This is a genomic window from Streptomyces sp. NPDC028289, assembly GCF_055565975.1.
Genome location: NZ_JBVHTI010000002.1, coordinates 1,308,445 through 1,328,132, shown reverse-complemented (window position 1 = coordinate 1,328,132; position 19,688 = coordinate 1,308,445). Strand labels below are relative to the sequence as shown.

The following is a 19,688-nucleotide window of genomic DNA, read 5'->3' as shown; positions in this document are numbered from 1 at the left end:
CGCCGGCCGCGGGCGTAAGCTGAGGTGAACGGACATCCCGGGATCGTTCCACCAGAGCTGATGCGAGGCTGACGCAGTACCAGAGGGGCCGCACGTGAGCACCGCCGAAGCGTCTTCGCCGACCACCCTCGCGGACAAGATCGACGCGCTGTTCCGCGTCGTACGGCGTCCCAACCGTGAGCAGTTCAGCCACGAGGAGGTCGCCCGGGCGTGCCGGGAGGCCACCGGGGAGAGCTTCTCCCCCACATACCTGTGGCAGCTGCGCACGGGCCGCCGGGACAACCCCACGAAGCGGCACCTCGAAGCGCTCGCCCAGTTCTTCGACGTCCCCGTCGCCTACTTCTTCGACGACGACCAGGGCACCGCCATCGCCAAGGAACTGGAGCTGCTGGGGGCCTTGCGGGACGCCGGAGTCCGGAGTGTGGCGCTGCGGGCGGTGAACCTCTCGCCCGAGCACGTCAGCACGATCAGCGACATGATCGACGTCCTTGCCCGGCGTGAGAGCGCCGGGCGCGACCGCACCGACGGCTGACAGCCCGGTGCGACGGTCGCGGCACCCTCCGCCACCCTCGTCCCGCCGCCGTCGACGAGGTCGAGCTGGACGGTGTAAGCCGCGGTGTCGGTGCCCTGGTTGGTCACCGTGAGTCCGGCCCTGGGGATCTTCGTGGTGGCGTCGACCGCACAGGAGTCGATCGTCACGTCGGCCGAGGTGACCGCGCCCTTGCCGGCGGTGGCCGTCGGAGCGCCGGTGGCGGCCGTGGCCGACGGCGGGACGGCGGTCGGGGTGCTCTTGTCGCCGCCGGTGACCGCGGAACCGTCGCCGGACGAGAACGCGGTGACAACAGCCAGGGCGGCCACGGCGAGCAGCGCCGCCGTGGACACGGTCCTCGTTCGGATGTGCAAGGGAGCTTCTCTTCCCTTGAAGGGATCCTCTCCTGCCGTCGGCGTCACCCTTCCCGGCGCCGCTCGTGCCGCAGCCGCTCGCGAGGACGACCGACAGAACCGCGCACGCTCCCCTGGCCCACCGGGCGGCGCGAGATCCTTCCAGCTCCGAGGATCCGCCCCCAGCCTCGATGAAATGAACTCAGATTCATGAGATTGCATCAATCGTTCATATGAGCTAATAGCACCGGGCTCGCGCAGTGCCCGGTACAGTGCGCGGGACGGCAGCCCGGCCAGAGAGGGGAAGCGTGACCGACACCAGCAGCACCCGACCCGCCGACAGAGAAGCGCAGGCTCCGCGGCAGAGCCGACTGCACCGTCTGATGCGCTACATCCCCCTCATCGCCCCCGTCCTGCTGTGGGCCGTGCCGTGCTGGGTGCTCCTGTACACCGGCCAGCACTGGCCGCTGCCCGTCTCACTGACCGGCACCGCCCTGTTCGCCCTCGGCCTCGTCGGTATGCCGCTCGCGATGATGCGCGGCCACGGTCGACGCCAGCAGGACCGCGCGGCAATCGTCGGTGACACCCTGCTGGGCACCAGCTGGGTCCTGTTCACCTGGTCCGTCCTGCTCGGCGTCCTCCTGCGGCTCGCCCTGACCGTGGCCGGCGTCGGCGGGAGTCAGGACCGGGCCCGCATCGTCACGTGGGCCGTCCTCGGCACCACCGCCGTCCTGCTCGCCTGGGGGTACGCCGAGGCCCGCCGGGTGCCGCGCGTGCGCCGGCTAGACGTGCAACTCCCGCGGCTGGGTGCCGGGTTGGACGGCCTCCGCGTCGCCCTCATCACCGACACGCACTACGGCCCGCTCGATCGCGCCCGCTGGTCGGCACGGGTGTGCGAGACGGTGAACACCCTGGAAGCCGACCTGGTCTGCCACACCGGCGACATAGCGGACGGCACGGCCGAACGCCGCCGCGCCCAGGCCGCTCCACTCGGTACCGTGCAGGCCACCCGGGCCCGTGTCTACGTCACCGGCAACCACGAGTACTACAGCGAGGCCCAGGGCTGGGTCGACCTGATGGACGAGCTGGGCTGGGAACCGCTGCGCAACCGCCACCTGCTGCTCGAACGCGGCGGCGACACCCTCGTGGTCGCCGGCGTGGACGACGTCACCGCCGAGTCCTCCGGCCTGACAGGCCACCGCGCCCACCTCGCCGGAGCCCTGGACGGCGCCGACCCCGACCTGCCCGTCCTGCTCCTGGCACACCAGCCCAAGTTCGTCGACCGGGCGGCCGCCCACGGCGTCGACCTCCAGCTCTCCGGCCACACCCACGGCGGCCAGATCTGGCCCTTCCACCACCTGGTCCGCATCGACCAGCCCGCCCTCGCCGGCCTCAGCCGCCACGGCACCCGCACCCTCCTCTACACCAGCCGCGGCACCGGCTTCTGGGGCCCGCCGTTCCGCGTCTTCGCCCCCAGCGAGATCACCCTGCTCGTACTCCGCGCCCCGCACCCGCCCACCTCGGCATAGCACCGGGCGGGCGCCGCGCCGCGTCCGGCGGCGGTCCGGGCATGGTCCCGAGCCGCGGCCGCGGCTTCACCTGCCCCTGCCCAGCCTGCACGCCCGGTCTTCGGCGGCCTAACACGTCGTCCGCCCGGGGCAGATGACGCTCCCTCACCCTCCGGTCCCCCGCGTGTGCCCGTGGAGGTGGACGAGGACGGCGGGTGTCCTGCCGGAGCGGGCAGCGGTCGTGGACGGCGGCCCTGTGCACCGGCCGGTTTTTCCGGGGCGGCGCGGGGACACGGGCGGCGAACGGGCGGTCGTCGGTCAGGGAGCGGGCAACGTGTTCCGCGCCGTGGGGCGCTCCAGCGCGCCGTACAGGCACTTCCCCCTCCGGGAAACGGGCACATTCGGTCACGAACCGCGCTACGTCGAAGCTGGCCAGTACGCGTCATCGCCCTGTACAAATGTGGCCACCTGAGGCCGATCGGGCCGGACTCCGCGAAATCAACCGGCGCGGGCACAACGCGCAGAGCCGTGGACCAGAGCCGTGAGACGGAGGTGCCGCCGTGGACGCCGAGGAACGAAGACGCGGAATCCTGGCAACCGCACGCCGTTCGGGATCCGTCGACGTCGGCAGGCGCGCCGCCGACCTCGGGGTGTCCAGGGAAACCGTGCGACGGGATCTGAGCCTCCTGGAGGCCCACGGGCTGGTCCGTCGTACCCACGGCGGTGCCCACCCCGTCGAGAGCGCGGGTTTGGAGACCACACTCGCCTTCCGTACCACCGAACACATCCCGGGGAGGTCCAGGATCGCGACCGCCGCGGCCGCCCTGCTCGGGGACGCCGAGACCATCTACCTCGACGAGGGCTACACCCCGCACCTCATCGCCGCCCTCCCCGCGACCGGCCACTGACCGTGGTCGCCTCCTCGCTGGCCACCGCGGGTGACCTGGCCGCGGCGGAGAACATCACCGTCCTGCTGCTCGGCGGTCGGGTGCGTGGCGGGACGCTGGCCACGGTCGACCACTGGGCGCGCCGCATGCTCCGCGACTTCGTCATCGACCTGGCCTACGTCAGCGCGAACGGCATCTCCCGCCACTGGGGCCTGACCACCCCCGATCCCTCGGCGCTGTCGGCCGACGAACTGGCCCGGCCGGGCGGCCGGGACGTGGTGGTCGACGCGACGGGCAACGCCGCCGCCATCCAGGACGGCCTGGACCGGGTCGCCAAGGCCGGCACCTTCCTGCAGTTCGGGGTCGCCGACTACGCGACGACGGCGACCATTGCGCCGTACCGCATCTACAACCAGGAGATCACGATCGCCGGTTCGATGGCGGTACTGCACAGCTACGAACGCGCTGCGGAGCTCTTCGCCTCCGGTGTCCTCGATCCGCAGGTCTTCATCAGCCACCGGCTGCCGCTGGCGGAGTACCCGCAGGCACTGGACCGGTTCCCGGCCGGTCAGGGACGCAAGATCGTCGTCCTGCCCTGACCCCGGGCGACCGGTCTTCGCGGATCCGCCATGTCTTGCGGTTTCCGCCGAGAACGTCCGTCAGCGCTGCCCTGGGGCGTCGCCGGCCGCACAGTGAAGCCACCGGCGACGACGCCGGACGGACGAGAGGTGCCCAGGATGCCGGAATTCGACGACGGGACCGCCGAGACCGAACTGCCCTCCGGCCCGGTGATGACCACGGACGTCCTGGTCGTGGGATCCGGGCCGGCGGGCGCCGCCGCGGCCCTGCTGCTCTCCACGCTCGGCGTGGACAACATCATGATCACCAAGTACCGCTGGACGGCGAACACCCCCCGCGCCCACATCACCAACCAGCGGGCCATGGAGGTCTTCCGCGACGTCGGCATCGAGGACCAGGTGCTCGCCGACGCCACGGACCACGCCCTCGTCGGCGACACGGTGTTCTGCACCAGCATCGCCGGGGAGGAGATCGGCCGGATCCACACCTGGGGCACCCGCCCGGACCGCGAGGCGGACTACCGGCTCGCGTCGCCCTGTCTGACCGTCGACATCCCGCAGACGTATCTGGAGCCGATCCTGGTCCGCAACGCCGCGCGGCGCGGCACGCAGACGCGGTTCTCCACCGAGTACCTCTCCCACACGCAGGATGCCGACGGGGTGACCGTCGACGTCCTCGACCGGCTGACGGGCAAGGCGTACCTGATCCGCGCCAAGTACCTGATCGGCGCCGACGGGGCCCGCTCCGCGGTCGCCGCGGACATCGGCCTGCCCTTCGAAGGGGCGATGGACATCGCCGGCTCGATGAACATCACCTTCAAGGCCGACATCGGCCGCTACGTCGCCCACCGGCCCTCGGTCCTGTACTGGGTGGTCCAGCCCGGCTCGAACGTCGGCGGGATCGGCGCGGGGCTGGTCCGGATGGTCCGTCCCTGGAACGAGTGGCTGATCGTGTGGGGCTACGACATCGACGAGGAGCCCCCCCAGGTCGACGAGGCGGCGGCGGTCCAGATCGTCCGCAACCTCCTGGGCATGCCGGACCTCGACGTCGAGATCACCGGCACCAGCCTGTGGGGCAACAACGAGATGTACGCCACCCGCCTGCACAGCGGCCGGGTGTTCTGCGCGGGCGACGCCGTCCACCGGCACCCGCCGAGCAACGGCCTCGGCTCCAACACCTCGGTGCAGGACGCCTACAACCTCGTCTGGAAACTGGCCGCCGTCCTCAAGGGCCACGCGGGTCCCGCGCTGCTCGACACCTACTCCGCCGAGCGGGCGCCGGTCGCCGAACGCATCGTCAAGCGGGCCAACAGGTCGAGCAGGGAGTTCGTCGACATCTTCAGGGCCCTCGGTGTCCTCGACGCCACGACGGAGGCAGAGATGACGGCCGCGATCGAGGAACGCAAGGCCAACACCCCCGCGGGCGCCGCCAAACGGGCCGCGCTGGTCCGGGCGATGGACCTGAAGAACTACGAGTTCAACGCGCACGGCGTCGAACTCGGTCAATTCTACGCCTCGTCGGCGATCCTCCCCGACGGCAGCGCACCACCCGTGCCGACGCGCGATCCCGACCTCTACTACGAGATGTCCACGGTGCCGGGCGCGCATCTGCCGCACGCGTGGGTCGGGGACAGCGCGCACCGCAGGGCGCTGATGGACGTGGCGCCGTACGACCGCTGGACGCTCGTCACCGGTATCGCGGGCGAGGCATGGGAGGGCGCGGCCGAGAAGGTCGGCCAGGAACTCGGTGTGCCGCTGGCGACGGTCGTCATCGGTCCGGGGCGGGAGGTCACCGACCTCTACTACGACTGGGCCAAGCTGCGCGAGGTCGAGGAGAGCGGGGTGCTGCTGGTCCGCCCCGACAAGCACATCGCCTGGCGTGCCATGACCCTACCGGACGACCCGGAGGGCCGGCTGCGCGACGCCCTGACCGCCGTCCTGGGAAGGGCCTGAGCCGGTGCGCCCCGAGGCCTCACGACGGCTCGCGGCGGCCTTCGACGCGCCGACGGCGTCCGCCGGACCGGCCCTGCCGTATGACGAACCGGACCCGCCGCGGACCGTCACGCTCGGGCCGGTCGTCCGGCTGGTGCGCGCGGCCCGGGAAGGAGCACGGCCATGACCGGCGAGACCCGGGACGCCGTTCCCGCCGAGCAGCAGGCGCGGGAGGCGGAGATCACCCGGCAGGTCCTCGACTCGTTCGGCGACTGCACCGACCCCCGGCTCCGGGAGCTCATGGAGTCCCTGGTGCGCCATCTGCACGCGTTCGTACGGGAGGTGCGGCTGACGGAGGACGAGTGGCACCAGGGGATCGGGTTCCTCACCCGGACCGGGCACATCACCGACGGCCGCCGCCAGGAGTTCATCCTCCTCTCGGACGTGCTCGGTGCCTCCATGCAGACCGTCGCCGTCAACAACCAGGCGTACGGCGACGCCACCGAGGCCACCGTCTTCCCACGACGCGGTGTTCGGCGTGAAGGAGTCCCTGGTCAAGGAGTTCCGGCGGCAGCGGCCGGACGCCCCGGCACCCGACGGGCTGGATCTGGCGGGGCGCGCCTGGTCCCGGGTCCGGTTCGACATCGTGCTCGCACCCGACGGCACCTGACCCGCCCCGGCCGGGCGGCGGGTCCGGCTCTTCGCAGGCCGTCAGCCGTCAGCCGCCCGCCCGGGCCTCCCGCAGCACGTCGGTGGCGCGCACCCCGTACCGCTCCTTGAACCGGTGCGAGAAGTGGGCGGCCGAACCGAAGCCGCAGCGCGCGGCCACCTCGGCGACGGTCGGGTTCCCGCCCGCGGCCAGCAGGGCCCTCGCCCCCTCCAGCCGGCGGGCCAGCAGGTACTGCGGAACAGTCGTGCCGCCCGCCGCGAACACCCGGGACAGGTGCCGCTCGCTGATCCCGATGCCCTTGGCGATCCGGGCCGCGTTGAGGCCGCTGTCACCCAGGCGGTCCTCGGCGTAGGCCTTGGCCATCGCCAGGTGGACGGTCGAGAGCTCGGCCGGGCGGCCGTTCACCACACCGGCGAGCAGGCCCAGCAGGGTGTCCTCGTCGACCGGCCGGGACGTCTCGGGGTGCACGGCCCGGCCCGCCAGCCGTGCCAGCGCCCTGGCCTGAACGTCGCCCGTGCCGAAGTCGAACACCCTCGGGAGGGTCAACGGCTCCGGGCCGGCGACTTCCCGCCACACCTGACGCGGCACCTTGACGGCCAGCTCCTCGAGGCCCTGGGAGAAGCCGCGCATGAAGGGCCGGTCCGCGTCGCACACGATCAGCTGCCCGGGCCGGACCACCTGGACGCCGTCGTCGTGATAGAAGAACGCCTCTCCGACCAGCGTCAGATAGCAGGCGACGGCCTCGGACGGCAGGCGCCGGACGACCGCACGGGTGCGTTCGACGACGTGGGAGTTCCCCGTCACCCGGGCCACGTGGACCCTGGGGAGCTGCAGGTTGATCTCGGTCGCCTCGAGGGCCCGGTCGTCGAGCGACCGGCAGCGCAGACCGATCAGCGCGGTCGCGTTGTGGTTCTCCCACAGCGCGACCCGCTGGGCCTCGGGCAGTCCGATCGTGCTGAAGCGCACGGGCCCCGACGGCATGCCGGTCGTCATTCGCCCAGGGTATTCCCCCGGGCGCCCGACCCGTGGGGCCGGATGCAGGAAACCGTGCCGGGAGAACCGGATCACGCCTGTAGCTTTCACTCTTGGGAACTCAAGATCTCCTTCCCAACTACCGTTGTCCCACGAGCACTTCGACGAGGTCTGCATGTCCAACCCCCCATCCCCCGTCCGTACGTCCGCTCGTCACCGCAAGGCGAGAACCGTCCACCCCGCCCTCCGCAGGGTCGCCGTCGTCGCCGTGACCGCCCCCATCGCGGGGACGGTCCTCTTCGGCACGACCGCCTTCGCCGCCGGCAAGACCGACGCCAAGACCGCGGCCACGGCACTCGACCCCGCCGAGCAGAAGATCGCGGACAATCTCGACACCCGCGTCCAGGACACCCGTCTCGGCTCCACACTGAGCGGCGTCGTCATCGACGCCGCGTCCGACAAGGCCGTCTGGGGCCACGACGCGAGCACCGCGCTGATGCCCGCGTCCAACACCAAGCTCGGCACCGCCACCGCCGCCTTGACGGTGCTCGGCCCCGGCCACCGGTTCACCACCAAGGCCGTCTACGGCGACGGCACGCTCACTCTGGTGGGCGGCGGCGACCGCACCCTGACCAGCGCCGACCTCGAGGCGATGGCGAAGACCGCCGTCGCGGGACTCAAGAACGCGGGTCTCACCTCGGTCAAGGTCCAGGTGGACGACAGCCTCTTCCCCGAGCCCACGCTCGCGACCGGCTGGAACGACGGCTACTACCCGGACTCCGTCGCACCCGTACGGGCGCTCGTGGTCGACGGCCACCAGGTCACGGACACGTCCCTGGACGCGGGCCAGGTCTTCGCCGGGTTCCTCGCCCAGCAGGGCGTCACCGTCACGGGCGACGTCACCCACGGCACGGCCGCGAAGGGCGACGTACCGGTCGCCCGGCACCGGTCCGGCAAACTGTCCGCCATCGTCGAGCACATGCTCAAGGTGAGCGACAACGATATCGCCGAGACCCTGCTGCGGATGACCGCGATCGGTGCCGGACGTCAGCCGACCTTCGAGGACGGCACGGCGGTCGTACGCGAGGTGCTCCGCGGGTACGGCGTCTCGCTGGACAACTACGAGATCCACGACGGCAGCGGACTGTCCCGCGCCAACCGCATCCCGGCCCAGACCATCGCCGACATCCTCGACGTCGCCGACGACGCGCGCAACGCCCCGACCCTCAGGTACATCATCGACGGCCTGCCCGTCGCCGGAGAGGCCGGCTCCACCCTGGGCCCCGAATGGGGTCGCTTCGACACCGCGGACTCGCAGTGCGCCGTCGGCAAGGTGCAGGCGAAGACCGGCACGCTCACCGGTGCGATCGCGCTGAGCGGGCTGACCAGGGCCGCGGACGGGCGCTGGAAGATCTTCTCCTTCATCGAGAACAACTCCACCGCCGACCCGGCCGCCACCAAGGACGCCCTCGACGGCCTGGCGGCCACGGTCAACGGCTGCTGGGCATAAGGCTCCCGGTCTGCGCCCCTCCGAAGCCCGCACGTGACAGAGTGGAGGCCGCACACGGGGAGTGGGGGCATGGGGGTGCGCAGACTGCTCAGGTTCAGCGACGCGTTGGTGCTGCTCGGTGCCGAACCGGCACGGCTGGCGGCACTCGACCGGGTCCTCGGCGGCGCGCTCAATCTGGCGACCGGCGGGATCAGCGGCACGGTGATCGGGATGGCGGACGCCAGGGGCCGCGTCCTCGGACTCGGCCGGGACGCGGTGCAGGGCATCGGCGCGCGTCTCGGCCGGGCGCACAGCCGGGCCGAGCGGACGGACGTGTTGCGCGCCGCGCACACCGTGGTCGTGGTGGTGGCGTTCTTCGAGGCCATGCAGGAGCTGGACCTGCCGTTCGCTCTCGACGAGGTCGACCTGACGCGTGGTGAGCAACTCGCGCTGGCCCGGGTGGACTCGACGGCTCCGGCACCCGCACCGCAGGTCTCGGACCTCGTCGCGCTGCTGGTCGCGGCGGATCTGCCGGGCCCTGCCCCGCACCTCTCGTCCGAGGCGGTCGCGGCGGCCCTGCTCGGTCGCTACGACGAGTACGCCGGCAGGTTCCTGGCCTTCGTCGAAGGGCTGGCGGTCTGGGAACGCCTCGACATGCCCGGCCGGCGGGAGGCCCGCCGCCTGCTCATGGAGGTCCTGCCCAGGACGGCGCAGGCCCGCTACCAGGGCCTGTACACGCAACTGTGTGTGCAGGGACCCGAGTTCGGGCTCTGGACGGCGCAGATGGAGCACCAGGCGACCCGCGCCGAGGTGCACCGCGCGCTGGACGGTGTGGAGACACTCCTCGCCCGTACCGCCCAGACGCTGCGCCCGCCGGTCGATGTGGCCGCCGCGCTCGCGCGCGCCCACGAGGCAGCGCTGGCCCGCACCATCCTGGATGCCGAGTCCGCGCCGGACGGCATCCTCATCCCCACTCTCGAGGAGCTCTACCTCGACCCGCACTTCCGGGTGAGCGGTGTGTCCGGACCGAGCGGACCGGCCGACGAGTCGTGGTGGGAGCGCGTCCCCGTCCGGCGGGACCTGACCCGGTACCTGGCCGGCGCGCTCACCTCTCCCCATCTGGCCGGGGCGCCGCTGCTGGTTCTCGGCCAGCCCGGGGCCGGGAAGTCCGCACTGACCCGGGTACTCGCCGCGCGCCTTCCGGCCGTGGGCTTCCTGCCGGTGCGGGTGCCGCTGCGGGACGTGCGCGCGGAGGACGAACTCCAGGACCAGATCGAGCAGGCGATCCGCGCGGCCACCGGTGAGGCCGTGAGCTGGCCGGAACTGGTGCGGGCCGCCGGTGGCAGTACCCCCGTGCTGCTCCTCGACGGCTTCGACGAGCTGCTGCAGACGACCGGCGTCCACCAGAACAACTTCCTGATCCGCGTGGCCCAGTTCCAGCGGCGGGAGGCCGAGCAGGGCCGCCCGGTCCTGGCGTTGGTGACGAGTCGTACCGCCGTCGCGGACCGCGCCCGCTATCCGGACGGACTGGTGGCGCTGCGCCTGGAACCGTTCCAGGACGGCCAGATCAGGCAGTGGCTGGCGGTGTGGAACGCGGCCAACGAGGCTGGTTTCCGCGCCCGCGGCCGTGCACCGCTGGCGTGGGGACACGTCGTACAGCACGCGGAACTCGCCGCTCAGCCGCTGCTGTTGACCATGCTCGCGCTGTACGACGCCACCGACGGCGGCCTGCAGCACGCCACCGGCGACTCCCTGGACGCGGCCGACCTCTACGAGCAGCTGCTCACCTCGTTCGCGCGGCGCGAGGTGCGCAAGTCGACCCTGGACGCCGTACCGGACGAGGAGACCACGGAACGGGTCGAGCAGGAGCTGCAGCGGCTTTCCCTGGTGGCCTTCGCCCAGCTCAACCGGCGCCGCCAGTGGGTGTCGGCCGCCGAACTGGACGAGGACCTCACGGCGGTCCTCGGGCGGCAGCAGGCACAGGCCGCCGCCTTCCGCACCCCGCTGAACGCCGCCGAGACGGCTCTCGGCCGCTTCTTCTTCGTCCAGCGTGCCCAGTCGGTGCGCGACGGACAGGTGCTCGCCAGCTACGAGTTCCTCCATGCGACGTTCGGCGAGTACCTGGCGATCCGGCTCGCCCTGCACGTGCTCGCCGACCTGCTCAGGCCCCGCCCGGCGCTCTCGCTCGGCGGTGCCCTCTTCGACGACGACCTCGCCTTCGCACTGCTGTCGTACGCCTCCCTCTCGTCCCGTCAGATGCTGCGCTTCGCCCGGTCGCTGACCGGACGGATACCCGAGGCCGAACGCCGGCGGCTCGCCCGGCGCCTCATCCAGGTCCACACCCAGCACGAGACGCGCACCGGCGACCAGCACCCGGGCTACCGTCCCGCACTCCTGCGTACGGCGACGCGGCACGGTCTGTACGGCTCCAACCTCGTCCTGGTCACCGTTCTGCTCGCGGGGCGCTGCTCGGTGGCGGAGCTCTTCCCGGACTCCGCGGACCCGGTGAGCGCATGGCACCGGCACTGTCAGCTGTGGCGCTCGGCGATGTACGAGGGACAGTGGACGGACTTCGCCCTTTCACTGTCCGTCCACCCCTACTGGGAGGAGAACGGACGGGCCCTGGAGGTGTCGCTGCGTGCGGCTGAGGACGGTACGAGGCCGCCCGAGCCGCTCGACATGAACTGGCTCTACCGCTATCCCCGGGGGCACGGCGGTCCCGGCTGGTCGCGCTCGTACTGGGACGAGGTGTGGCACAAGATGTCGCTGTCCGCCGGCACCAACGACTCGGTGATACGGCACGCCATGGACCCGGTGTTCCACTGGCTCGGCCCGGCCGTGACCACGTTCGTCGCGAGGGAGGGCGCCTCCGCCTCCTCGCTCGCCCACGACCTGCTCGACCTGCTCCTCACCGCCCGCGACGAACAGGTCGACAGCCGCCTCGCCGCGCTGCACGAGCGCGCCCTCAGCGGCATACGGCTGTTGCTCGACGCGCCGTCACCGCACCTGGTGCGCGCCGTGGACGTGCTGATCACGGCCTTCTGCCGGGACAAGGAGCGGCTTCCCGCGGGCGTGTCCGACGGTTTCTCGGACTTCCTGGCGAAGGACCTGGTCCCGCTCGCCCTCGGCAGACAGCACGAAAGGCTCAGGGCGCTGCCGCCAGAGCTCGGCCCCCAGCTGTTCCGGGTGCTGTGGCCGGACCGTACCGGGGAGCTCCGCGACCGGTTGTCGTGGGAGCTCGTGGAATCCATGGTGCGGTATCAGACAGACCTCGACCGCTTTCCGTCGCCACCCGAAGGGGCCTGAACTGTCACGTCGGCCCGGTCCGGTCACCCGTCCGGGGCGCTGGGCGGCTATGGTCGCTGGGGGGCGGTTCGGACACGACGGGGGGGCTCACGTTGGATCGTCTGGCAGGAGCGGACCCGGAAGTCGGCCCGGCCCGATCCGCGACGCACGCGCTGGTGCCCCGGGCGCTGCGCGCGTGGCTCGGGCCGGTCGCGGCGCTCGCCGCGCTGGTGGTCGTCGTGCTCGGGGTCCGGTATGCCGGAGACAGCGAGCCCGGCAGGGTGGACAGGTGGATCGTCCCGCCGACGGCGGACAGCGTGCGACCGCCGTGGCGGCACGTCGCCCTGACCCTTGACTTCCTGGGAGAACCCGCGGGATCGGCGCTGGTGATCGTGGCCTGCGTGGCGGGCTGCCTGCTGCTTCGGCGGCCCCGCGCGGCGGTGCTCGTCGCCGCCGGCACCGGCCTGACCGTGGGGACGACCACCCTGCTCAAGCACGTGGTGGGGCGCACCATCCACGGCCCGGGCAACCTGTCCTACCCGAGCGGGCACACCGCCTTCTTCACCGCTCTCGCCCTCATGGCGGCGCTGCCCGCGACCGGTCGGCTCGGACTCGGCAGGGCGGCCGGCACGTCACTCGTGCTCGCCGCCTCGCTGGCCGCCGCCGCCGCCATGGGCTGGGCGGAGGTCGGCCTGGGCGCGCACTACCCGACCGACGCCCTCGGTGGCTGGTGCACCGCGCTGGCGGTGATACCGGCGACCGCGTCGCTGGTCGACCGCCTGGCCGACCGCATGGCCGACCGGCGGGCCGAGCGGATGACCGACGCGGGCCCGCGGGAGCACCGCTGACGTCACGTCAGGTCACGCCAGGCGGCGGAACACGGGCTTCACCGCCCGCCCGGCCAGCCAGGCGGTGGGGTCGGCGGCTTCCAGCGCCTGCCGGTACACCGCACATGCCTCGGCCACCACGTCGACGGTGCGGTCGATGTCCGCCTCGTCGAGTGCGCTGCTCACCACGAACGACGGGGCGAGCACCCCGCCCGCGAGGAGCCGGCGCAGGAACAGGGTGCGGTACTGCTGCGACGGCCGCAGGTTCTCGTCGAGGGTGGCGAAGACCAGGTTGCTGGCCCGGCCCCGGACGACGACGTGGTCGCCGACGCCCGCGGCGGCCGCGGCGTCGCGGACACCGGCGGCCAGCCGTTCGCCGAGGGCGTGCAGGCGCGCGGTCACGCCCTCCTCGACATAGGTGGTCTGCACGGCCATCGCGGCCGCCAGGGAGTGCGTCTCCGCACCGTGCGTGGTGGACAGCAGGAACACCCGGTCACCGGAATCGCGCAGTCCGCCCCGTTCCATCAGGTCGCGTCGCCCGGCCAGCGCGGAGACGGCGAACCCGTTGCCCAGCGCCTTGCCGAACGTGGAGAGGTCGGGGACGACGCCGTACAGGCCCTGGGCGCCGGCCTCGGACCAGCGGAAGCCGGTGATCATCTCGTCGAAGACCAGCACGCAGCCGTGCCGGTCGGCCAGGTCGCGCAGGCCGGCGAGGTACCCCGGCGGCGGCTCGGACTGGGTGGCGGGTTCGAGGATCAGGCAGGCGATCTCGTCCTGGTACCGGGTGAGCAGTTCCTCCGTGGCGGCCAGGTCCCCGTAGGGGAAGGACACGGTGAGCTCGGTGGTCGCCGCCGGGATGCCGGCACTCATCGGCGTGGTGCCGATGAACCAGTCGTCGACGGAGAAGAACGGGTGGTCGGCGCAGAGGGCCACCCGCGAGCGGCCGGTGACGGCGCGGGCGAGGCGCACCGCGGCGGTGGTGGCGTCGGAGCCGTTCTTCGCGAACTTCACCATGTCGGCGGTGGGCACCGTGGCCAGGAAGCGTTCGGCGGCCTGGACCTCGATGATGGACGGCCGGACGAAGTTGCTGCCGCGGTCGAGTTCCCGCCGTACCGCCTCGACCACGCGCGGGTGGGCGTGGCCGAGGCTGACCGAGCGCAGGCCGGAGCCGTACTCGATGTAGCGGTTGCCGTCGACGTCCCACACGTGGGCACCGCTGCCGTGGCTGATGACCGGGGCCAGGTTCTCGGGGTACTGGTCGTCGCCCTTGGCGTAGGTGTGCGCGCCTCCCGGGATCAGAGCGTGCAGCCGCTCGTTGGCCTGCCGCGAGCGGGGCAGGAGCAACCCCTCGGTGTCTTGGGTGTGCACGCCGACCTCATCTTTCTCGGTGCTTCAGGACCTCGGCGAGGCTCGGCGCCTCCCGGTCCCGCTGGGACATCGACGTGACCGGCAGCGGCCAGGGAATGGCGAGTTCCGGGTCGTCGAAGGCGATCGTCACGTCCTCGGACGGATCGTGCTGACGGTCAATACGGTAAGAGGTGTCCGCGATTTCGGTAAGAGCCTGGAAGCCGTGCGCGCATCCCGCCGGGATGTACACGGTCTTCTGCGTCTCGCCGGACAGCTCGAAGAAGGCCCGGCCCAGGTACGTCGGCGAGTCCGGCCGCAGGTCCACGACGACGTCGAAGATCTGCCCGTACGAGCACCGCACCAGCTTGGCCTCGCCGGCGCCGGAGCGCAGGTGCAGGCCGCGCAGCACGCCGCGGACCGAGCGGGACACGCTGTCCTGGACGAAGGCGTCCGGGTCCAGGCCCACCGAGCGGACCACGTCGGCGTCGAAGGTGCGGCAGAAGAAGCCGCGCTCGTCGGCGTAGGGCGTCGGCTCGAACAGGAACGCGCCGGCGATCTCCGGGACTTCGGTCGCTTTCATGAAGCCTTCCGTGGGGCGTGGGCGTGGTCGTTCGCCGGGAACAGGGTCGTGGTCAAGGCGGTGAACTGCTGGGCGAGTTGCCGTGCGGCGACCCGGTTCCGCTCGGCGAGGGTCTGCCGTAGCTCCGCCGCGTGCTTCTCCAGGTCCCGGAACTGTTCGAGGAGGCGGTCGGCGTCGACCTCGCGGGCCGGGTGACGGTACGCACCCAGACCCATCCGGTCCATGAGCGCGTCGCTCTTCGCCGCGTAGCAGAGGGCGAGCACGGGCGTACCGGTCTTCAGCGCGCAGATCAGGTTGTGGTAGCGGACGGCCACCACGGTGTCGGCGGCCGCCATCTCGTTCATCAGGTCGGCCAGTGAGGCCGGTTCGGCCGCGGTGACCAGCGGTGAGTCGACCGCGTCGAGGATGGCGGCGACCACCGACAGATCGCACTGGTCGCCGGTGAGGAGCCGCACGGGCCTGCCTTCCTCGACCAGCGTACGGACGAACCTGATCGTCCCGTCGAGGTAGCGCCGGTAGATCTCCTCGGCTCGGGCGCGGTCGTCGTTGCCGCCGTGGAAGTCCATGACGCCGAGGCAGACGGGACCCGGCGTGCCGGTGGGCGCGCCCGCCTGTGGTGTCGGGAGGGAGAACGCGAGGTCGGGGTAGACCTCGTCGCGTGCGGTGTTCACCCCCATCGCGCGCATCGCGTCCCGGGACTGGCCGTCCCGGTACGACCGGTACGCGGCGAGCCGGGCCGACCAGCGCACCAGGGCGCGGGTCGGGCGGCTCTTGATCTCGGCGGCGCCGACGCTGACCAGCGCGACCCGGGTGCCGAGCAGCCGGCCGCTCGCGCAGAGCAGGAACAGCGCGTACGGGAAGCCCCACGGCCGCAGCGGCAGGGTGGCCTCCAGGACGCCCATGCCCGGCACGATCACCACGTCGTGCCGGCGCACCCAGGCGGCGGTGCGGAAGACGTCGACGAGTTTGCCGAGGCCCTTCGCGGCGACCGCGCCCGCGCGGGACGCGGTCCGGTACTCCGCCCGGTTCCAGTGCATGCGGGTGGCGGGGATCCCGAACCGGGCCGTGACGGCCTCGGGTCCGCCGCACAGCGCGTCCACGACCGCGTCCGGGTGCTCGGCGCGGAGGTAGCCGAGGACGGCTTCGAGCGACCCGTCGTTGCCGAGGTTGCCGGAGCCGAGCAGGCCGAACACCCCGACGCGCACCGGAGTTCCGTCCGCGGACGTCATCGCCGCCTCCCCTCACGGCCGGCGACGAGGGCGTCGACGGAGACCGTGAGCAGGGCCGGGTCGACCGGGGCGCGGTCCTCGACCCGCTCGCCGGCGCCCGGCCGGACCCTGCTGGTCATCCACGCGGCCAGATGGCGGTAGCACTCCCGCCGGTCGGCCGGGGACAGCGGAGCCCGCCGGATCGCCGAGGCGAAGCCCCAGACGTACTCGGCGAGCAGCCGGGGCGTCGGGTGCAGCAGTCCTGCCCGGCGCGGGTCCAGGTTGACGCACCGGGAGCGCTTGGACGGGTTCGCCCGCTCGGCGCGGGTGGGGTGGTCCCGGCGGAAGTACAGCAGCTCCGGCACCTGGTGGAAGCGCCCGTGCAGGGTGATCTCGGCGACGAACGTGCGGTCCGCGTGGTGGTAGCTGTCCATCGGCTTCACCCGGCGCAGCACGTCGGCCCGCATCACCCCGTAGAAGTCGTCGCCGCCCGGCTCGAACAGCAGGCTGCGGAAGCGCTCCGGCGCGTGCGGCGAGTCGGTGGCGAGGGTGTACTCGTAGGGGACCGTCACCTGGCCGTCGCCGTCGATGACCGCCTGATCGGTGTGCGCGAGGATCACGTCCGGCCGCTCGTCCAGCGCTTCCACGCAGCGCCGGAGCAGGTCGCGGCCGTAGAGGTCGTCGTGCGAGGCCCACTTGAACAGCTCTCCGCGGGACTCGGCGAACACATGGTTGTGGTTCGGCGTGGCGCCGATGTTCCGGGGCAGCCGGTGGTACCGGATGCGGGAGTCCTGCGCCGCGTACTTGCGGCAGATGTCGTCTGTCCCGTCGGTCGAGGCGTTGTCGGAGACGACCAGTTCGAAGTCCTCGTAGGTCTGGCCGAGCAAGGCGTCGAACGACTCGGCCAGGTACTCCTCGCCGTTGTACACGGGCAGGCCGATGCTCAGCCTGGGTCGGGCGGTCATGAGGTCCTCACTTCGGGAACGGGGTTGTGGTGGTGCTCGCGCAGGGCGGACCGCAGTTGCAACCACCAGACGGCCGAGCCGCTGAGGGTCGCGGCGGCGACGCCCCAGGCCGAGCCGGCCGTGCCGGCGGCGGCCGCGCCGCCCAGTCCGCCGCCGACGTAGCAGGCGGAGGCGAACAGCTGGCAGCGCAGGCTGCGCCGGGCCGCGCCGAGGGCGCGCAGACCGGCCGCCGCGCCGGTGCCGAGGCCCGCTCCCGCGACGCTGAGGGTGATCTGCACGACGAGGTGCGAGGAGGAGTGCCAGACGTCGCCGAGCGCCAGGTCGCCGAGCCGGTCGGGCATCAGCAGCAGCGCCGAGCCCCAGAGCAGCGCTCCGGCGGCCTGTCCCCCGCCCAGGAGGAGGCAGAACCTGCCCAGTTGGTGCGGGGCCCGGCGCAGCACCCGTGCGGCCTCCGGGACGGTGACCAGCGAGAGACCCATCAGCACGGCGAGGAACGGGCCCATCAGGAGCTCTGCGCCCCGGATGGCGCCCACCGCGCCGACGCCGACGATCACACCGACCCCGTACGCCCGCACCTGGCTGGCGCCGCTGAGGGAGACGTTCTCGACCAGGTACCGGTAGCCGAGATCGCGCTGCTTGCGCAGCCAGCCGCGGGCCTCGACCATCCGGGGCCGGATGCCGGACTGGAGGTAGCCGTACCCCGCGGCCACCGTGGCGGAGGCGCCCCAGGCGAGCACGAAGGCGGCCACGGTGTCCACGTGGGCCGCCACCACCATGGCAGGGACGAGGGCGATGCCCCACACGACGTCGTTGAGGAACGCCTTGCGCCCGTTGCCGGCGGCGAAGAACGCGAACCGCCAGGCGTCCTGGAGCAGCAGCCCCGGCATCATGAGGCCCAGGGCGGCGAAGGCGGGCCCCACGCGGCCGCCGAGGCCGAGACCGGCCGCCAGACACGCCACGCCGAGGGCCGCACCGACGCCGAGCGCGGTACCCGTCGACCGGGCCACCGCCCCGCGCCAGGAGGCCTCCGGCACACCGCTGAAGCGGACCACGAGCGGGTCGGTGGCCAGGCCGCGGGAGACGTTGAGCACCACGCCGTAGGTCACCCAGGCCAGGCTGAAGACACCGAACGCGGTCACCCCCAGCGAGCGGGCCACGTAGAGCCCCACCGCGAAGTTGCTGATGCTGGAGGCCGCCTGGTCGGCCAGTCCCCAGGACAGCCTGCCGACGAGGGCCCGCCTGGCGGACCCGGCCGGTGCCGTCGTCTTCTCCCCCTGGGTGGTCATGTGCGTCATTCCTTGACGAGGTCGGCGCCGCGCAGGGCATCGGCCGCGGCGGCCACGGTGTCGAACGGCAGCCCGGACCGCTCGGCGACGTCCAGCAGACTGTGCTCGCCGTCGGCGAGGTTGAGTACCCAGAGCATGGCCATCTGGGCCTGCTTGGTGTCGCTGCGGCCGCCGAGCGCGTCGTACAGCCCGCGCCGGCCCAGCTGCGGTTCGCCGTAGGGGCTGAGGTTGACGTACCGCCGGTTGCGGTCGAGGACGGCGAAGGCCTCGCGGCAGACGGCGAGGGTGTCCGCCATCGCCGCCGGGGAGACGAAGTCCAGGTTGTCCGCCGAGGTGTGGTACTCGGGGTAGCCGGCGTACGGGGTCCGGGTGAGCGAGCCCACGCCGAGGTTGAACCCGGGCGAGCAGAACTGCCGCTCGTCGTAGCCGTACGGGGTGAACTCGGTGACGCGGTGCGGGCGTTCGGAGGCGGTCAGGACATGCTGGAGCACCCGGTCGATCTCCGCGTCGCCGCGCCTGCTCTGCTTGTACGTCAGCCGGCCGGGGTCCCCGGCGCAGGCGAGCACGAGGCCGTGCTTGACCCGGTCCACCCGCTCCGCGTTCCGGGCCAGCCAGGTGATCGCCCCGATGGTGCCGGGCGCGAACAGGAACCGGTAGGTGTAGTAGGTCGGCTGCTCGGCCAGGGCCCGGGCGAGGTACGTCGCCACCGCGATGCCGGCCAGGTTGTCGTTGGCCAGCGACGGGTGGCAGACGTGGCAGGAGACGATGACCTCGTCGGCGACCTGTCCGGGGACCACGTACTCGGCGTAGGTGAGGTGGCCGTCGGCGAGGGTGGAGTCGATGCGCACCTCGTACTCGCCGTCGGGCATGGCGTCCAGGGTCTCCTGGGCCAGGCAGAACCCCCAGTCCGGCTTGTAGTAACTGGTGCGGTAGGGCACCCAGGAGGGGTGGTCCGGCAGGGTGTGCAGGTGCCCGCGCAACTCGGCCAGCGGCATGGTCGCCGACACGGGCACGCTGTAGCCGAGCACGTGCAGGCTGGACGCGGCGAAGTCGACGACCCGCCGGCCGGCGGTGTCGGCGACGTACGCGTCCCGGATGTTCCACTCCTGCGGCACCGTCCAGTCGAGCACCTGCGTCCCGGTCGGCACCTCGTGCACCTGCAGCGGGATGTACTCCCCGACGATGTCCAGGGTGGCGCGCACACCGTCGCCGGTGATGCTCCGGCAGAGCGGGTACATCCGCTCCACCAGCGCGTACATCTCCTCGCTCACG

Annotated in this window: 14 protein-coding genes and 1 pseudogene; 8 read left to right on the top strand and 7 right to left on the bottom strand. The window is 72.3% G+C overall.

What is annotated here, in order from left to right; genetic code table 11:
* Positions 1 to 94 precede the first annotated feature (94 nt).
* From ACZ4UV_RS13885 to ACZ4UV_RS13865, 5 genes and pseudogenes are all read left to right on the top strand, one after another.
* Positions 95 to 532, top strand: coding sequence for an XRE family transcriptional regulator (locus ACZ4UV_RS13885; RefSeq protein WP_467837878.1), 438 nt, complete (start codon positions 95 to 97; stop codon positions 530 to 532).
* Positions 533 to 1,190: 658 nt separating this feature from the next.
* Positions 1,191 to 2,411, top strand: coding sequence for a metallophosphoesterase (locus ACZ4UV_RS13880; protein ID WP_451015702.1), 1,221 nt, complete (start codon positions 1,191 to 1,193; stop codon positions 2,409 to 2,411).
* A 539-nt stretch (positions 2,412 to 2,950) separates the two neighbouring features.
* Positions 2,951 to 3,876 (top strand): annotated as a pseudogene (locus tag ACZ4UV_RS13875) (DeoR family transcriptional regulator).
* A gap of 138 nt (positions 3,877 to 4,014) precedes the next feature.
* Positions 4,015 to 5,808, top strand: coding sequence for an FAD-dependent oxidoreductase (locus tag ACZ4UV_RS13870; protein ID WP_467837876.1), 1,794 nt, complete (start codon positions 4,015 to 4,017; stop codon positions 5,806 to 5,808).
* Positions 5,809 to 5,970: 162 nt separating this feature from the next.
* Positions 5,971 to 6,567, top strand: coding sequence for a dioxygenase (locus ACZ4UV_RS13865; RefSeq protein WP_451015706.1), 597 nt, complete (start codon positions 5,971 to 5,973; stop codon positions 6,565 to 6,567).
* Here ACZ4UV_RS13865 and ACZ4UV_RS13860 read toward each other — a convergent pair.
* Entirely contained in the window at positions 6,506 to 7,450 is a 945-nt protein-coding gene (locus ACZ4UV_RS13860; protein WP_451015707.1) for a helix-turn-helix transcriptional regulator, read from the bottom strand. The two genes, ACZ4UV_RS13865 and ACZ4UV_RS13860, sit on opposite strands and share 62 nt — an antisense overlap.
* Before the next feature lie 154 nt (positions 7,451 to 7,604).
* On the opposite strand from ACZ4UV_RS13860, the gene dacB reads away from it, so the two are divergent.
* The 3 genes from dacB to ACZ4UV_RS13845 all read left to right on the top strand — a co-directional run bounded on the left by dacB (position 7,605) and on the right by ACZ4UV_RS13845 (position 13,051).
* Entirely contained in the window at positions 7,605 to 8,939 is a 1,335-nt protein-coding gene (dacB, locus tag ACZ4UV_RS13855; protein WP_451015708.1) for a D-alanyl-D-alanine carboxypeptidase/D-alanyl-D-alanine endopeptidase, read from the top strand.
* Between the two features lie 69 nt (positions 8,940 to 9,008).
* Complete coding sequence (locus tag ACZ4UV_RS13850) at positions 9,009 to 12,224, top strand: NACHT domain-containing protein (RefSeq protein ID WP_451015709.1); 3,216 nt, start codon at positions 9,009 to 9,011, stop codon at positions 12,222 to 12,224.
* 101 nt (positions 12,225 to 12,325) lie between these two features.
* Entirely contained in the window at positions 12,326 to 13,051 is a 726-nt protein-coding gene (locus tag ACZ4UV_RS13845; protein ID WP_451015736.1) for a phosphatase PAP2 family protein, read from the top strand.
* A 12-nt stretch (positions 13,052 to 13,063) separates the two neighbouring features.
* Here ACZ4UV_RS13845 and ACZ4UV_RS13840 read toward each other — a convergent pair whose 3' ends face one another.
* The 6 genes from ACZ4UV_RS13840 to ACZ4UV_RS13815 are packed head-to-tail and all read right to left on the bottom strand — an operon-like array spanning position 13,064 to position 19,675.
* Positions 13,064 to 14,398: a glutamate-1-semialdehyde 2,1-aminomutase gene (locus ACZ4UV_RS13840; RefSeq protein ID WP_467837872.1), complete on the bottom strand. Its 1,335-nt coding sequence runs from the start codon at positions 14,396 to 14,398 to the stop codon at positions 13,064 to 13,066.
* 7 nt (positions 14,399 to 14,405) lie between these two features.
* On the bottom strand, positions 14,406 to 14,957 hold the full coding sequence (gene rfbC, locus ACZ4UV_RS13835; protein WP_451015711.1) for a dTDP-4-dehydrorhamnose 3,5-epimerase: 552 nt from the start codon (positions 14,955 to 14,957) through the stop codon (positions 14,406 to 14,408).
* Positions 14,954 to 16,186, bottom strand: a complete 1,233-nt coding sequence (locus tag ACZ4UV_RS13830) for a polysaccharide pyruvyl transferase family protein (protein WP_451015712.1) — start codon at positions 16,184 to 16,186, stop codon at positions 14,954 to 14,956. Before ACZ4UV_RS13830 ends, rfbC begins: the two co-directional genes overlap by 4 nt.
* Positions 16,183 to 17,130 (bottom strand): glycosyltransferase family 2 protein, encoded by a 948-nt coding sequence (locus ACZ4UV_RS13825; protein WP_451015713.1) that lies wholly within the window; start codon positions 17,128 to 17,130, stop codon positions 16,183 to 16,185. Before ACZ4UV_RS13825 ends, ACZ4UV_RS13830 begins: the two co-directional genes overlap by 4 nt.
* Entirely contained in the window at positions 17,127 to 18,425 is a 1,299-nt protein-coding gene (locus ACZ4UV_RS13820) for a hypothetical protein (RefSeq protein ID WP_467837869.1), read from the bottom strand. The genes ACZ4UV_RS13825 and ACZ4UV_RS13820 overlap by 4 nt, the downstream gene beginning before the upstream one ends.
* A complete protein-coding gene (locus ACZ4UV_RS13815; RefSeq protein WP_467837954.1) occupies positions 18,422 to 19,675 on the bottom strand; it encodes a DUF4910 domain-containing protein in 1,254 nt (417 codons plus the stop codon). The genes ACZ4UV_RS13820 and ACZ4UV_RS13815 overlap by 4 nt, the downstream gene beginning before the upstream one ends.
* Positions 19,676 to 19,688: the final 13 nt, after the last annotated feature.

Coding starts and splice junctions, on each gene's coding strand:
- ACZ4UV_RS13870 (WP_467837876.1), top strand. CDS start 4,015: ATGCCGGAATTCGACGACGGGACCGCCGAGACCGAACTGCCCTCCGGC.
- rfbC (WP_451015711.1), bottom strand. CDS start 14,957: ATGAAAGCGACCGAAGTCCCGGAGATCGCCGGCGCGTTCCTGTTCGAG.
- ACZ4UV_RS13825 (WP_451015713.1), bottom strand. CDS start 17,130: ATGACCGCCCGACCCAGGCTGAGCATCGGCCTGCCCGTGTACAACGGC.
- ACZ4UV_RS13820 (WP_467837869.1), bottom strand. CDS start 18,425: ATGACGCACATGACCACCCAGGGGGAGAAGACGACGGCACCGGCCGGG.
- ACZ4UV_RS13850 (WP_451015709.1), top strand. CDS start 9,009: ATGGGGGTGCGCAGACTGCTCAGGTTCAGCGACGCGTTGGTGCTGCTC.
- ACZ4UV_RS13860 (WP_451015707.1), bottom strand. CDS start 7,450: ATGACGACCGGCATGCCGTCGGGGCCCGTGCGCTTCAGCACGATCGGA.
- ACZ4UV_RS13815 (WP_467837954.1), bottom strand. CDS start 19,675: ATGTACGCGCTGGTGGAGCGGATGTACCCGCTCTGCCGGAGCATCACC.
- ACZ4UV_RS13865 (WP_451015706.1), top strand. CDS start 5,971: ATGACCGGCGAGACCCGGGACGCCGTTCCCGCCGAGCAGCAGGCGCGG.
- ACZ4UV_RS13830 (WP_451015712.1), bottom strand. CDS start 16,186: ATGACGTCCGCGGACGGAACTCCGGTGCGCGTCGGGGTGTTCGGCCTG.
- dacB (WP_451015708.1), top strand. CDS start 7,605: ATGTCCAACCCCCCATCCCCCGTCCGTACGTCCGCTCGTCACCGCAAG.